This window comes from Glutamicibacter sp. BS14, assembly GCF_056934375.1.
In genome coordinates, this window is record NZ_CM167801.1 from 2121772 (window position 1) to 2134663 (window position 12892).

General features: G+C 61.3%; 13 protein-coding genes, 7 tRNA genes and 1 riboswitch. Of the genes, 8 read left to right on the plus strand and 12 right to left on the minus strand.

Annotated elements, in window-relative coordinates; translation table 11 throughout:
- Positions 1-15 precede the first annotated feature (15 nt).
- Entirely contained in the window at positions 16-1239 is a 1224-nt protein-coding gene (locus AC1Z36_RS10030; RefSeq protein ID WP_105656731.1) for an alpha/beta hydrolase family protein, read from the plus strand.
- Between the two features lie 85 nt (positions 1240-1324).
- On the opposite strand, the gene ybaK is transcribed toward AC1Z36_RS10030, so the two are convergent.
- From ybaK to AC1Z36_RS10045, 3 genes are read right to left on the minus strand one after another with little or no spacing between them, the layout of a single operon-like run.
- A complete protein-coding gene (ybaK, locus tag AC1Z36_RS10035; RefSeq protein ID WP_105656730.1) occupies positions 1325-1828 on the minus strand; it encodes a Cys-tRNA(Pro) deacylase in 504 nt (167 codons plus the stop codon).
- 57 nt (positions 1829-1885) lie between these two features.
- Positions 1886-2326, minus strand: coding sequence for a SufE family protein (locus AC1Z36_RS10040; protein ID WP_105656729.1), 441 nt, complete (start codon positions 2324-2326; stop codon positions 1886-1888).
- Positions 2323-3237 (minus strand): sulfurtransferase, encoded by a 915-nt coding sequence (locus AC1Z36_RS10045; RefSeq protein ID WP_105656728.1) that lies wholly within the window; start codon positions 3235-3237, stop codon positions 2323-2325. Before AC1Z36_RS10045 ends, AC1Z36_RS10040 begins: the two co-directional genes overlap by 4 nt.
- Positions 3238-3451: 214 nt before the next feature.
- Between AC1Z36_RS10045 and zapE the strand changes: the two genes are divergently transcribed.
- Positions 3452-4492 carry a cell division protein ZapE gene (gene zapE, locus AC1Z36_RS10050; protein ID WP_105661466.1) on the plus strand — a complete coding sequence of 347 codons (1041 nt, stop codon included), beginning with the start codon at positions 3452-3454 and terminating at the stop codon, positions 4490-4492.
- A 24-nt stretch (positions 4493-4516) separates the two neighbouring features.
- On the opposite strand, the gene AC1Z36_RS10055 is transcribed toward zapE, so the two are convergent.
- From AC1Z36_RS10055 to AC1Z36_RS10095, 9 genes are all read right to left on the minus strand, one after another.
- Complete coding sequence (locus AC1Z36_RS10055) at positions 4517-5704, minus strand: benzoate/H(+) symporter BenE family transporter (RefSeq protein WP_105661465.1); 1188 nt, start codon at positions 5702-5704, stop codon at positions 4517-4519.
- A 145-nt stretch (positions 5705-5849) separates the two neighbouring features.
- Positions 5850-6059 (minus strand): antitoxin, encoded by a 210-nt coding sequence (locus AC1Z36_RS10060; RefSeq protein WP_105656725.1) that lies wholly within the window; start codon positions 6057-6059, stop codon positions 5850-5852.
- A 237-nt stretch (positions 6060-6296) separates the two neighbouring features.
- Positions 6297-6372, minus strand: a tRNA-Gly gene (locus AC1Z36_RS10065).
- Positions 6373-6391: 19 nt separating this feature from the next.
- Positions 6392-6467 (minus strand) — tRNA-Gly (locus AC1Z36_RS10070).
- A gap of 45 nt (positions 6468-6512) precedes the next feature.
- Positions 6513-6584, minus strand: a tRNA-Val gene (locus AC1Z36_RS10075).
- A gap of 54 nt (positions 6585-6638) precedes the next feature.
- Positions 6639-6711: transfer RNA gene (locus AC1Z36_RS10080), tRNA-Gly, on the minus strand.
- 45 nt (positions 6712-6756) lie between these two features.
- A tRNA-Val gene (locus tag AC1Z36_RS10085) sits at positions 6757-6828 on the minus strand.
- A 27-nt stretch (positions 6829-6855) separates the two neighbouring features.
- A tRNA-Cys gene (locus AC1Z36_RS10090) sits at positions 6856-6926 on the minus strand.
- A gap of 54 nt (positions 6927-6980) precedes the next feature.
- Positions 6981-7053 (minus strand) — tRNA-Gly (locus AC1Z36_RS10095).
- 192 nt (positions 7054-7245) lie between these two features.
- On the opposite strand from AC1Z36_RS10095, the gene AC1Z36_RS10100 reads away from it, so the two are divergent.
- The 6 genes from AC1Z36_RS10100 to pnuC all read left to right on the plus strand — a co-directional run bounded on the left by AC1Z36_RS10100 (position 7246) and on the right by pnuC (position 12888).
- The gene (locus tag AC1Z36_RS10100; protein WP_286134103.1) at positions 7246-8088 is read left to right on the plus strand and encodes a PD-(D/E)XK nuclease family protein; all 843 of its coding nucleotides are present in this window, start codon (positions 7246-7248) and stop codon (positions 8086-8088) included.
- A 93-nt stretch (positions 8089-8181) separates the two neighbouring features.
- Entirely contained in the window at positions 8182-8745 is a 564-nt protein-coding gene (def, locus tag AC1Z36_RS10105; protein ID WP_105656724.1) for a peptide deformylase, read from the plus strand.
- Positions 8746-8748: 3 nt separating this feature from the next.
- Positions 8749-9681 carry a methionyl-tRNA formyltransferase gene (gene fmt / locus AC1Z36_RS10110; protein WP_105656723.1) on the plus strand — a complete coding sequence of 311 codons (933 nt, stop codon included), beginning with the start codon at positions 8749-8751 and terminating at the stop codon, positions 9679-9681.
- Positions 9678-11201: an RsmB/NOP family class I SAM-dependent RNA methyltransferase gene (locus AC1Z36_RS10115; protein ID WP_105656722.1), complete on the plus strand. Its 1524-nt coding sequence runs from the start codon at positions 9678-9680 to the stop codon at positions 11199-11201. Before fmt ends, AC1Z36_RS10115 begins: the two co-directional genes overlap by 4 nt.
- 28 nt (positions 11202-11229) lie before the next feature.
- On the plus strand, positions 11230-11892 hold the full coding sequence (gene rpe / locus AC1Z36_RS10120; protein WP_105661463.1) for a ribulose-phosphate 3-epimerase: 663 nt from the start codon (positions 11230-11232) through the stop codon (positions 11890-11892).
- 41 nt (positions 11893-11933) lie between these two features.
- Positions 11934-12071: riboswitch (FMN riboswitch) on the plus strand.
- Between the two features lie 115 nt (positions 12072-12186).
- Positions 12187-12888, plus strand: a complete 702-nt coding sequence (gene pnuC, locus AC1Z36_RS10125; RefSeq protein ID WP_105661574.1) for a nicotinamide riboside transporter PnuC — start codon at positions 12187-12189, stop codon at positions 12886-12888.
- Positions 12889-12892 lie beyond the last annotated feature (4 nt).

Below are 12892 nucleotides of genomic sequence, written 5' to 3' on the forward strand. Positions count from 1 at the left end.
TGGAAAGATGAAAACATGGCTCGGAACATCGTAGATACCATGCAACCCCGCAGCGCAGTGCCTGCAACCCTGATTGGGGTTGGGCTGGGACTGGGCGCTGGTTCCCTGGTGGCCGCCAGCGTATCAGCGCTCGCCGGTTACTTCGCCCGACGTGTAGTGACCCCGGAAGAACGCCGCACCGGCAACAGCATCATCCGGGAGGTCGTCACCGATGCCGAGGGCAAACTCTGGTTGCATTTCAACAAGGACGCCGATACCAGCGAACCTGGTCCGTGCAGCTTCCTCACCGAATTCGACTCCTGCGCGCTGCGGCTTTCCGCGCCGGAAGCCGTTCCGGGCAAATCCCGCCTGGTGGCGCGCAAAATCGAGAAGATCTATCACGGCACCCTCCAGGGAGTACGCCGCGGCAACCTATCCGGGGCAATTTACGAGCACCCCGCGGACCTGGGCTTTGACGCAGAAGACGTAGTCGTGCCCCTGGATGGCGGCGACGGTCCAGCCTGGCTGGTGCGTGGCTCCACGAACGAAGATGTCTGGGTGATTGGCGTGCACGGCCGAGGCGCCCGACGTAATGAGACCATTCGGGCGCTGCCTGCCTTGAGCGAACTCGGGGTTACGACCTTGCTGATGAGCTACCGCAATGACGGTTTGGCTCCGAGCGCCCCGGATGGCCGCTACGGTCTGGGCGATACCGAATGGCATGACGTGGAATCGGGTATCCAATTCGCACTGGACCGCGGAGCGAAGCAGATCATCTTGCTGGGCTGGTCCATGGGAGGTGCCATCAGCCTGCAGGCCGCCGATCGGAGCAAGCTGGCCCACCATATTGACTCGCTCATGCTGGTCGGCCCGGTAATCAATTGGGTAGATGTGCTTTCGCACCAGGCCCGGGCCAATAAGATCCCGCAATCGGTGGGCCTGTTCGGCCAGTGGCTGCTGTCCAATAAGGCAGGGCGCTGGGTCACCGGCCAAGCGGCCCCGGTCAATCTGCGCCGGTTGAATTGGGTGGACCGCGCGGACGAATTGAAATTCCCGACGCTGATAATGCACAGCCGTGATGACGAGTTCGTCCCTAATGGCCCGAGCTTGAAACTGGCGGCGCTGCGCCCGGATTTGGTCACGCTCAAGACCTTTGCCAAGGCAGGGCACACGCGTGAGCCGAATGTGGATCCACAGGGTTTTGCCCGGGCGATCACCGACTTCTTGAGCAAGCGCATGCCGCTGCCTCAAGTCCAATAGCCCAAGGCGGCAAAGGGCCCTGCCCGCGAGAACGATCAACAGATCTCGATCCCGCAGGCAGGGCCCTTTTTTGGCCAATCGCTGTCTAGCCGGAGGCGATCGGCGCCCAAATGGCTCCGGTCGCCTTCGCGGCATCTCGCGGAGCGATCTCCAGGCTGAAACCGCGGCGCCCGCCAGAAATGAATACCGTCTCGAACTGCTGCGCACTGGAGTCAATGACGGTAGCGGTTTTCTGGCGCTGCCCGAACGGGGAAATCCCGCCCAGGACATAGCCGCTGCGTCGCTGGGCGGCAGCCTTGTCAGCCATCTGCGCCTTCTTCTTGCCCAACGCGGTGCCAATCGCCTTCAGATCCAGCTTCGCATTCACTGGCACCACTGCGACGGCCAGATCCTGGGCGGCGTTGGCCCCGGTGGAGACCATCAGGGTCTTGAAGACCCGGTCGCCACTGGCACCCAATTGCTCGGCTGCTTCGGCGCCGTAGCTTTCGGCCAAGTCGCTATGCGCATAGCTGTGCGCTACATAGCTGATACCTGCCGCATCCAGCGCGGCGGTCGCCGGGGTGGAGGCGGCCTGCTTCTTCTTGCCCACGTGCTTGGGGATCCTTAACTACTGCTTATTGGCTTCTAGCTGCGTTCGATGCAAAACCTACGCAGGCAGCTGCTCTGAGATCTGGCGCTTAATGCGGCCGAGCATGGCGGTCATGCCGCGCATGCGCAACGGCGACAGCGCACGGGTCAGACCCAGCTGCTGGGGCATGTCATCGGGAACGGCGAGAATCGCTGCGGCCTCCGCGCCGTCCAGGCCGGCAGCCAGCACCGAGGCGAAGCCGCGGGTGGTTGGAGCCTCCGGGGGAGCGGAGAAGAACAGTCCCACCGGGTTATTCGCTTCGGCCGAGACCTCGACGGCCAAGAACAGCGGCGACTGGCATTCGACAACCTGCTCGAATAGTTCAGGATGATCAGCCAGGCGTGCTGGAAGCTCGGGCAGCTCGCGCGAGTACTCCAGCAGCAGTTCCAAGCGGTCGGCCTCGGGCACCTCGGTGAACTCCTCGACGATTTCGTTCAGTGCATCGGGGAGCTGGCTCATGCGCGGGCTCCGCGCTGTGCAGGCATCTCGCCGGCGGCTTCGCCGCGAACGATGGGCACGCCAACCGCGTTGCCCCACTCGGTCCATGAACCGTCGTAGTTGCGCACGGTTTCGAAGCCCAGCAGGTGCTTGAGCACGAACCAGGTATGGCTCGAACGTTCACCGATGCGGCAGTAGGCCACCACATCGTCGCCCGGCTTCAGGCCGGCGCCGTCGAGGTAGATGGCTTCCAATTCTCCGCGCGAGCGGAAGGTGCCGTCCTCGGCCGCAGCCTTGGCCCATGGCACCGATGCGGCGGTTGGAATGTGCCCGCCGCGCAGGGCGCCTTCTTCCGGGTAATTCGGCATGTGGGTACGTTCGCCGGTGTATTCCTCGGCCGAACGCACGTCGATCAGCGGGTTGCCCAGGTGCTTCAGGACCTCCGGAAGGAAAGCGCGGATCTCGGAGTCGACGCGCTCGATTACCGGGTATTCGGTGGCGGTCACGGCCGGCTTCTCGGTGCTCAGCTCGCGGCCTTCAGCGATCCACTTGTCGCGGCCGCCGTCCATCAGGCGGACATCTTCGTGGCCGAAAAGTGTGAAGACCCACAGCGCGTAGGCGGCCCACCAGTTGGACTTGTCCCCGTAGATGACCACGGTCGACTCGCGGGTGATGCCCTTGGCGGCCATAAGCTGTGCGAAGCCTTCGCCGTCGACGTAGTCGCGCGTGACTTCGTCATTCAGCTCCGTGTGCCAGTCAATCTTCAGCGCGCCTGGCACGTGGCCAGTGGAATACAGCAAGATGTCCTCATCCGATTCCAGTACTACGAGATTCTCGGCTCCGAGGTTGTCTGCCACCCACTGGGTGGAAACCAGTCGTTCTGGGTGAGCATAGGCAGCATATTTCTCGTTGGATTCGACGGACAACGACATTCCTAATCACGATCCTTGCGGGTGTCAGTTTTTGCCACGCTGGAAACAGCGGGCACGGGCATTACTTCTAGCCTAGTCCTCATCCATTGCGAACCCAGTGTGCTCTACGACATTTTCGGCAATGATTCGCCGCGTTCAAGGTAAACTGGCCGATGGGAAAGCCACGGCTTCCCGACCATTTCCTGAGCAATCAACTGAAGGACTCCCACAGCCAATGGCGACGATCACCCACCTGAGCGAGACCAAGCCGAATCTTTCAATCGAAGAACTGCTGGCCGGATTCCACCCGTCCTACCGCTTTGGTGAAGTGTCCTTCAATACCTATCGCCCGGATCCTAACCAGCCTTCGCAGACCGAAGCCGTCAATAAGCTCAAGGCTTTCGCAGAAACCGTGGGCAAGAACAACTCCGGTTCGTTCTTCTCCAAGCTTTTCGGCAAGAAGAAGGAAACCAAGAACGGCATCTACCTCGATGGCGGCTTCGGCGTGGGCAAGACCCACCTGCTCGCCTCCCTGTGGCATGCAGCCCCGGGCCGCAAGGCCTTCGGCACCTTCGTTGAGTACACCAACCTGGTTGGCGCGCTGTCCTTCCGCCAGACCGTTGAAGTGCTCAGCCAATACTCGCTGGTCTGCATCGACGAGTTCGAACTGGATGATCCGGGGGACACCGTGCTGATGTCCCGGTTGATGCGCGAGCTGTCCGATGCTGGCGTGAAGCTGGCTGCAACCTCCAACACCCTGCCTGGTGCGCTGGGCGAGGGGCGCTTCGCGGCAGTGGATTTCCAGCGTGAAATCAAGACCCTGTCAGAGCAGTTCGACGTGCACCGCGTCGAAGGCGAAGACTTCCGCCACCGTGGCCTGCCCGATGCCCCCGAGCCCTTGGACGATGCGAGCATCGAGGCATTCGCCCTGGATCGCTACCCGGACAAGACCTTGGCCGATGACAACTTCGACGATCTGGTGGCTCACCTTTCGAAGGTTCACCCGTCGCGTTACCGCCAGTTGCTTTCCGAGACTGATGTGCTGGTTCTGCACAACGTGGATACCATCACCGATCAGGCCATCGCCCTGCGTTTCGTGGTTCTTGCTGACCGCCTGTACGACAAGGACGTGCCAATCGTTGCCTCAGGCAAGCCATTCAGCGAACTGTTCACCCCGGAAATGATGTCCGGCGGCTACCAGAAAAAGTACTTCCGCGCCGTCTCGCGCCTGACCGCTTTGGCTCGTGAAGGCCAAGTTGGAGAACCAGCGCTCTAAGCCGGAAACACCGGTCCCGCCACTTCATCGTCGAGCCCTGCGCTCGACGATGAAGTGCGTTAAGAGCCCTGCCACCAAGGCCCAGAAGGCACCGCCGATCCCGAAGAGCGTGAGATTGCCGGCAGCGACCAGGACCGTGGCCAATGCGCTCAACCGCCAGGAGGAATCGGCCATCGCTCCGAGCAGCGCATTGGCGAGTGTTGCCAGCAACGCCAAGCCCGCCGCCGCCTGGAACAGCCCCTCGGGCGAGGCGCTGGCCACCGATACGATCAGCGCGCTCAAGGCACCGAAGACCAAGTAGAAGACGCCTGAACTCGCCGCCGCCCGCCAGCGCAGCCGGGGGTCCGGGCCGGCCTGCTCTCCGGCAGCCAGCGCCGCGGTGATTGCCGCCAGGTTGATGGCATGCCCGCCGAAGAACGCGCCGCTAGCCGACCCCACTCCGGTCGCCAGCATGGTGGGGCGCCACGGCGCTGTGTACCCGAAGGAGCTGAGCACGGCCACGCCCGGAATATTCTGCGATGCCATCGTCACCACGAACAACGGAACGCTGATGCTGGCAATGGCCTGCCAGGAGAATTCAGGACCGACCCACTGCAGCTGCGGAAGAACTTCGAGTGAATCCCACGTCGCGGTGCGTCCAATATGCCATAGGCCGAACCCCACCGCCGCCAGCATGCTCAGCGCTACAGCGAATTTCGGAAGGATCCTGAGCCCGACGAAGAACACCAGGAGGATACCCAACGCGGGCAACGGGATGCTGGCCACGGCTGTAAATGGTTTCAGGCACAGCGGGATCAAGACACCGGCGAGCATGCCTTGGGCAATTGGGACCGGAATACGAGTGAGCAGCCGGTGCAAGGACGGTACCAGACCGGTCAACATGATCAGTGCGCCGCTGACGATGAATGCCCCCACTGCCTGATTGAACCCGAACACTCCGGGAGCCAGTGAGGCGAGCATCGCGGCACCGGGAGTGGACCATGCAATGCTGATCGGCTGGCGGTATCGCAGCGAAAGCGCAATGGTGCTCAGGCCTATGCAGAGGGACAGGACGAATAAGCCTGAGGCGGCCTGTTCGCTAGAAGCTCCGACCTGGAATAATCCGGCCAGTACGACGGCGAAGGATGCTACAAACCCCACCATGGTGGTGATCAATCCCGCAAGCACGGAATGGAAAAGGCCAGCTCCATCTGGGGGCGTGTGACGAGTCATACTCTTTTTCTACAGGGTGGCGCCGGTTGGCCGAAAATCGGCATGAATTAATTCCCCTGATATGACGTTAAAGCAGGGAAGGTACCGACCTCGGTCGGTACCTTCCCAGGATGCTCGGGCAAGCCGAGGGGAGTGCGTCGAGGAATTAGGCCTCGTTATTCTCGCCTTCGTCTCCGCCAAGGCCATTGAGGTAGTCGCCAGCGCCCTGCTGGACACCGTCTACCTGCTCGGCGAACTTGCCGCCGGTCTTGTCATCGACAAAATCACCAGCCTGTTCGATACCCTGGGATACCTGCTCCGGGTTCTCCTTGGCGAATTCCTCTGCCTTGCCACGCAGATCATCAAATCCTGCCATGCTGCACCTCCATTCGTCTGTGGGAACCCCTGTAGCTCCACAACTACTACCCACCCTAAAGGCTCAGGCCAACGCATGGAAGTGCATTAGGGACATTTCCCCAGTTGCCTAGGTGTTTTGCTGGTGGCTGTCAGATTGCACACAGGTTAGCTATTTACTAGTCAGGGAAGTGGTGGCCGCCTGGAACGATGGTTAAAGCAAAGATGGGAATCACGAAAAGTGATTCCCATCTTTATTTGGAGCGGTCAACGAGGTTCGAACTCGCGACCTCAACCTTGGCAAGGTTGCGCTCTACCAGCTGAGCTATGACCGCAAAACTATATTCAATTATTTGGAGCGGTCAACGAGGTTCGAACTCGCGACCTCAACCTTGGCAAGGTTGCGCTCTACCAGCTGAGCTATGACCGCATATATTTAATTAGTAGATCCATGGTCTGGTGAACCATGATTCCGTGCGCGATACTGGGATCGAACCAGTGACCTCTTCCGTGTCAGGGAAGCGCGCTACCGCTGCGCCAATCGCGCCGAAGATTCGCAAGGAATCTCGACAGAATTCAAAATTGCCTTATGAATTCACAGAGCGGTCAACGAGGTTCGAACTCGCGACCTCAACCTTGGCAAGGTTGCGCTCTACCAGCTGAGCTATGACCGCATATATTTAGTTATTAGATCCATGGTCTGGTGAACCATGATTCCGTGCGCGATACTGGGATCGAACCAGTGACCTCTTCCGTGTCAGGGAAGCGCGCTACCGCTGCGCCAATCGCGCAAAAAAGATCAAGCAATCTTCATTGCGAGGTGGGGACGGGATTCGAACCCGCGTATACGGCTTTGCAGGCCGCTGCCTCGCCTCTCGGCCACCCCACCATACTGACCGAAGTCAGAGTGACTAGTTTTACCTAGTCGGTGAATCTTTTTGCGAGCGGACAACGAGGTTCGAACTCGCGACCTCAACCTTGGCAAGGTTGCGCTCTACCAGCTGAGCTATGTCCGCAAAATGTGTTGTTTTGTGAACGTTTCCGTTCGCTCCAACGAGTAAAGACTCTATACGAGTTTTCGCATCCCCACAAATCGAGACGCTGAGATCTGGTTCACATGGCCTAAAAACCGCGGAACTACGCGGAAAATTGATTTTTCCGTCTCGACTAGGAGCGAAGCAAGCCGAGCGCATGCCATGATCGTGTGCATGACGTCACCAAAACTGGCTATTCAAACAGACCTGGGCCGCATGTACAGCCGAAAAGTCGGCGGGGAAGCGATTGTCCCATCCATCACCACAGTCATTGGCATGGACAAGCTCGACCTCTCCGGCTGGGCCGGGTACATGGCGGCCAAGTCGCTTTCCGATGATCATCGGCTGGTGCAAGCGGTGGGGGACCCGCGCCAATTGCGCTCACTCGTGCGAGATGCAGCCGGTGCGGCCGAAGCTTATCGGGATTCCGCGGCCATGCGCGGGGACCGGGTGCATAACTACGCGGAGCAGCGCGCCCTGCAAGCGCTGGATCTGGAACATGACCTAGGCTCAGCCCAAGCCGCGCTCGAAGCGAATAAGGAGCTGGGCTTCGCACGCCACTTCGACCAATGGTGGGAAGACTACGATGTCCGGCCCCTTGCCGCCGAGGTGACGGTTTGGAATCACAGCGTCGGCTACGCCGGCACCATCGACCTGGTCGCCAAGATCGGCGGTCGAACCTGTCTCGTTGACTACAAGACCAAAAACACCGACCGCGACGGCTTCGTCAAGCGTCCTGACGACAAGGTGATCATGCAGCTCGCGGCCGCATGCAAAGCCGAAGAGCAAGTCGTCGATGCCGAACAAGGCACGTGGGAAGAGTGGGAGCACGGGACCGATGCCATGCTGCTCGCCGTAGCCCTGGGCGAGACCGGGGCGCGCACCTTCATGGCCCCGCCTCCAGCTTTGCCCGACTACTGGTCCAAGTTCTATGCCTTGCGCCGGAATTGGGAAGCCTCATTCAGGATCGCGCAGTCGCGTGCCTCACTGGCCGAAATCACGCCGCCAGCTCAATAAAGTCGCACGCCCACCGCGTAGACTGGAACGGTTAGCTTTCGGCATTGCGAAACCTAATACCAATGTCCACGGCAGGGAAGGTATCAGCGGATTATGGCGATTTTGGGAATTCGGATCATCGGAGACCCCGTTCTACGCACCCCAGCGCAGGAGGTGACCGACTTTGGCCCGGAGCTCCAGAAGCTCGTCGAAGACATGGACCAGACGATGGAAAACGTCACCGGTGCAGGACTTGCCGCACCGCAGGTCGGTGTTTCCCTGCGCGTCTTCACCTACCAAATTGGCGAAAAACGCGGACATATCGTGAATCCGGTGCTGGAGCTCAGCGAGGATTACCAGGAAGACCAGGTGGAGGGCTGCCTGTCCATCCCGGGCATTGCAGCACCAGTTCGGCGCCGGCGCTATGCCAGGGCCGCCGGCTTCGATAAGTTCGGCAACCCGGTAGAACTCGAAGGCGCCGACATGCTCGCCCGCTGCTTCCAGCACGAAACCGATCACCTGGACGGCATCTTGTTCCTGGACCGGCTGGCACCAGAAGAAAAGAAAGCGGCGTGGCGCACCTTGCGGGCCAACAACTACTCGCAGACCGCTAACGCCACCGTAAAGAAACGTTCCGGAGCCCTGGGCTCCAGCTTTGGCGCAGGATTGGGGTTCTAACTCATGCGTATTTTATTCGCCGGCACACCACAGGTCGCCGTCACTTCCCTGGATTACCTGCACGAGGCCGGTTTTGAAATTGCCGCAGTGCTCACCCGTCCCGATGCCCCGTTGGGACGTAAACGCGTGCTGACCCCATCGCCGGTTGCCGCTCGCGCCGCAGAACTTGGCCTGCCGATCATTAAGGCTGCCAAGATCACCGAAGAAACTACCGCCGAACTTGCGGCCTTGGACCTTGAAGCCGCGGCCATCGTCGCCTATGGAGGGCTAGTGCCGGAGGCGGCATTGGCAGTTCCAACCTATGGCTGGATCAACCTGCACTTCTCCTTGCTGCCGCACTGGCGGGGTGCCGCTCCGGTGCAGCATTCCATTATCAACGGCGATGACATCACCGGTGCAGTCACCTTCCAGCTGGAAACCGGACTGGACACAGGTCCGGTATTCGGACAGGTCACCGAGAGAATTGGTGAACTGGACACCGCAGGCATCATGCTCGAACGGCTCAGCCGGTCCGGCTCGAACCTGCTGGTGCAGACCTTGCAAGCTCTGGATTCCGGGCAGGCCATTGCCATTCCGCAGTCCGGATCGCACACCTACGCACCGAAGATTACCGACGTGGATGCGGAGCTGGACTTCACCCGGACCGCCACGGAAATCCGTCGGCGCGCCCACGGAACCACCCCGTCCCCGGGCGCCTGGGTCAAGGCCGAAGACAAGCGCTTCAAATTCGGTCCACTGCGTGAGCACCGCGAGATCGCCGACCTTGCTCCAGGCGAAGTGCGCATCGAGCCAGGCAAGCAGCCGAAGGTATACATCGGCACCGCCACCTGGGCCCTGCAGCCCACCGAAATCCAGCCTCCGGGCAAGAAAATGATGAACGCCAGCGACTGGGCACGTGGAGTGCTCACCCAGGGAACGAAAGTGAGCTTCGCATGAGCGGACAGGAACCACGCGGCGGATACCGCGACAATGATCGCCGCAATGAGCAGGGCCGTACCCGCAACCGCGGCCAGGCCGGCCCGCGCAAGTATTCGGCATCCGCACCCGGCCAGCGAAAGCGCGCGGCCGACCCGGCACGCCTGGTAGCTTTCAAGACCCTGCGTGAGGTATCCGGCGCGGATGCCTACGCCAACCTGGTGCTGCCGAAGATGATCCGCGAATACCAGCTTGACCGCCGCGACGCGGGCTTCGCCACTGAACTGGCCTACGGGGCACTGCGCGGCCAGGGGTTCTACGACGCGATCCTGACCACCCTGGTTGACCGTCCGCTGGCCGAGCTGGATCCGGCCATCCTCGATGCCCTGCGCCTGGGCGCCCACCAGCTGCTGGCCATGCGTGTGCCAAAGCATGCCGCCCTGGATGAAACCGTGTCGCTGGCTCGTGCGCAGATCGGTGCCGGTCCGTCCGGCCTGATCAACGCCGTACTGCGGCGCGTTTCGGCCAAGGAAGCCGACGAATGGACCGAACTGCTGGCCAATGCTGCCGCTTCGGAGTCCGAGCGGCTGGCCATCGAGCACTCGCACCCGGACTGGATTGTCCGTGCCTTGCGCGGCGCGCTGATTTCCCATGGCCGCGACGCCAGCGAACTTGAAGCCCTGCTGGAAGCGGATAACCTGGCGCCGCTGGTGAACCTGGTGTCCCTGCCAGGGCTGGGCGATCTGTCCGGCGCCCTGGAATCCGGGGCGGAACCGGGCACCTTGCTGGCTGATTCGGCCACCTACAAGCACGGCGACGTCTCGCGTGTGCCAGGGGTCAAGGAAGGCACCGTGCGTGTCCAGGATGCCGGCAGCCAGGTCATGGCCCGCGCCCTGGCTACTATCGAATTGCCCGAAGCTGGCGAGGACCGCTACTGGCTGGATCTTTGCGCAGGTCCAGGCGGAAAGGCGGCGCTGCTCGCAGCGATCGCCGTGCAGCGCGACGCCCGCCTGACTGCCAACGAGCCAACACCGCACCGCGCTCGCCTGGTCGAGAACTCGTTGGCTGCGGTGCCGCATGACTACTGGATGGTCACCGGTGACGACGGACGCAGCTTCGGCGGTCTGGACTATGCAGGGGACTACGATCGCATCATGGTCGATGCCCCTTGCTCCGGCTTGGGCGCATTGCGCCGCCGCCCGGAATCGCGTTGGCGCAAAGCCCCGCGCGACATTCCGGAACTGACCAAGTTGCAAGGCGAGCTGCTCGCTGCAGCCTTCAACGCGGTCCGCGTCGGCGGCGTCATCGGCTTCGTCACCTGTTCGCCGCATCAGGCCGAAACCCGCCTGGTTGTGGAAGACTTCTTGAAGCACCACGAAAACGCGGCACTGCTGGATACCAGCGCCGCGGTTTCCTCGGTGATGTATCAGGACGCGCCATCGGCAGGCCATGCACTGGGCGATGGGAGCACCGTGCAGCTGTGGCCGCACGTGCACGGCACCGACGCCATGTTCATGGCAATCCTGACCAAAAAAGCCTAGCCAAGCCCGAGTATTCCAAGGAGCATCCATGCGTAATGCGCGGATCAACCCGTCGATCCTGTCCGCCGATTTTGCGAACCTCGCTAGCGAGCTGGACCGCATCCACACTGCCGACGCGGTCCACGTGGATGTCATGGACAACCATTTCGTTCCCAATCTGACCTTGGGCTTGCCCGTGGTTGATGCGCTGCACAAGGTCAGCAAGCTGCCGATCGATGTGCACCTGATGATTGAGAACGCGGATCGCTGGGCCCCGGAATACGCGCAGCTCGGCGTGGATTCGGTAACTTTCCACGCCGAGGCTTCGGCAGCTCCTGTCCGCTTGGCTCGTGAATTGCGTTCCGCCGGGTCCAGGGCCGCCATGGCCTTGCGCCCGGCCACGCCGATCGAACCCTACCTGGACATGCTCGGCGAGCTGGACATGGTTCTGCTGATGACCGTGGAACCAGGTTTCGGCGGCCAGAAGTTCCTGGATCTCGTCCTTCCCAAGATCAAGCGTGCCCGGGCTGCCATTGACGGCAGCGGCAAGCCGATTGCGCTGCAGGTTGACGGCGGCATTTCACGCGACACGATCCTGCGCGCCGCCGAAGCCGGTGCGGATGTCTTCGTCGCCGGTTCCGCGGTGTACTCGGCCCAGGAGCCATCGGTGGAAATCGATGTATTACGCAATCTTGCGCTGGGCGGTCACTAGCGGCGCACAAAGTGTGTCAGAATAAACCCAGTAAACACGAATACGTGCTCCGGGGTCGGTGAAAGTCCGAACCGGCGGTGATAGTCCGCGACCCGCAACCAAAGCCACAAGCTGAGGGAACGGTTGAACTGGTGAAATTCCGGTACCGACAGTTAAAGTCTGGATGGGAGAAGCACGAATTTGATATGCCTACTGGTACTGCCGATAGCCCGCACCGGGTCTATCTCTTAAAGCAGAGCCACAGGCCCATCAAATGCACACCCCCGGAGCCGCCGCTTCGAGAAGGGTGGAATGATGGATTTCCTGCGGTGGCTCATTGAAGCTTTCAACTCACAAATTGCGATCGGCTCGTCGGCACTTTTGGTGCGCGAAGTCGTAGGCAATATCTTCGGCCTGGCCAGCGCCGTGGGCGGCATGCGCCGCAAAGTCTGGGCCTGGCCTATCGGAATCGTCGGCAACCTGTTGCTGCTGACGGTGTTCCTGGGCAGCATTTTCGATACCGGATACACTGCCAACCTCTGGGGCCAAGCCGGCCGGCAGATCATGTTCATCGCCGTCTCGGTCTTCGGCTGGTACCGCTGGAAGCAGGCCAAGAACGGCACCGGTAGCGCCGTCACCCCTGAATGGGCTTCCAACAAGGCTCGCCTGGGCCTGATCGCCGTGCTGATCCTCGGTACCCTCGCAGTGACACCGATCTTCCGCCTCCTCGGCTCCTATGAACCTGTCTGGGCTGATGCGTGGACCTTCGTTGGCTCGATGCTCGCCACGTACGGCATGGCCAAGGGCTGGGTCGAATTCTGGCTGATCTGGGTCGCCGTCGACGCCGTAGGCGTGCCGCTGCTGTTCTCCGCCGGCTACTACGCCAGCGCGTTCATGTACCTGTTCTACGGGGCATTCACCCTGGTCGGCTTCTTCGTCTGGGCCAAGTCCAAGCGCGACGCGAAACCCCAGATTGAAACCGAAATGCTCGATCCAACCATCTCGCGCCAACGCTGAAAGG

What these genes read in the sequence shown, in the direction of transcription:
- AC1Z36_RS10100 (WP_286134103.1), top strand. Translation starts at nt 7,246, where the DNA reads ATGACGTCACCAAAACTGGCTATTCAAACAGACCTGGGCCGCATGTAC.
- def (WP_105656724.1), top strand. Translation starts at nt 8,182, where the DNA reads ATGGCGATTTTGGGAATTCGGATCATCGGAGACCCCGTTCTACGCACC.
- AC1Z36_RS10055 (WP_105661465.1), bottom strand. Translation starts at nt 5,704, where the DNA reads ATGACTCGTCACACGCCCCCAGATGGAGCTGGCCTTTTCCATTCCGTG.
- AC1Z36_RS10060 (WP_105656725.1), bottom strand. Translation starts at nt 6,059, where the DNA reads ATGGCAGGATTTGATGATCTGCGTGGCAAGGCAGAGGAATTCGCCAAG.
- pnuC (WP_105661574.1), top strand. Translation starts at nt 12,187, where the DNA reads ATGGATTTCCTGCGGTGGCTCATTGAAGCTTTCAACTCACAAATTGCG.
- AC1Z36_RS10030 (WP_105656731.1), top strand. Translation starts at nt 16, where the DNA reads ATGGCTCGGAACATCGTAGATACCATGCAACCCCGCAGCGCAGTGCCT.
- fmt (WP_105656723.1), top strand. Translation starts at nt 8,749, where the DNA reads ATGCGTATTTTATTCGCCGGCACACCACAGGTCGCCGTCACTTCCCTG.
- AC1Z36_RS10045 (WP_105656728.1), bottom strand. Translation starts at nt 3,237, where the DNA reads ATGTCGTTGTCCGTCGAATCCAACGAGAAATATGCTGCCTATGCTCAC.
- zapE (WP_105661466.1), top strand. Translation starts at nt 3,452, where the DNA reads ATGGCGACGATCACCCACCTGAGCGAGACCAAGCCGAATCTTTCAATC.
- rpe (WP_105661463.1), top strand. Translation starts at nt 11,230, where the DNA reads ATGCGTAATGCGCGGATCAACCCGTCGATCCTGTCCGCCGATTTTGCG.
- AC1Z36_RS10040 (WP_105656729.1), bottom strand. Translation starts at nt 2,326, where the DNA reads ATGAGCCAGCTCCCCGATGCACTGAACGAAATCGTCGAGGAGTTCACC.
- AC1Z36_RS10115 (WP_105656722.1), top strand. Translation starts at nt 9,678, where the DNA reads ATGAGCGGACAGGAACCACGCGGCGGATACCGCGACAATGATCGCCGC.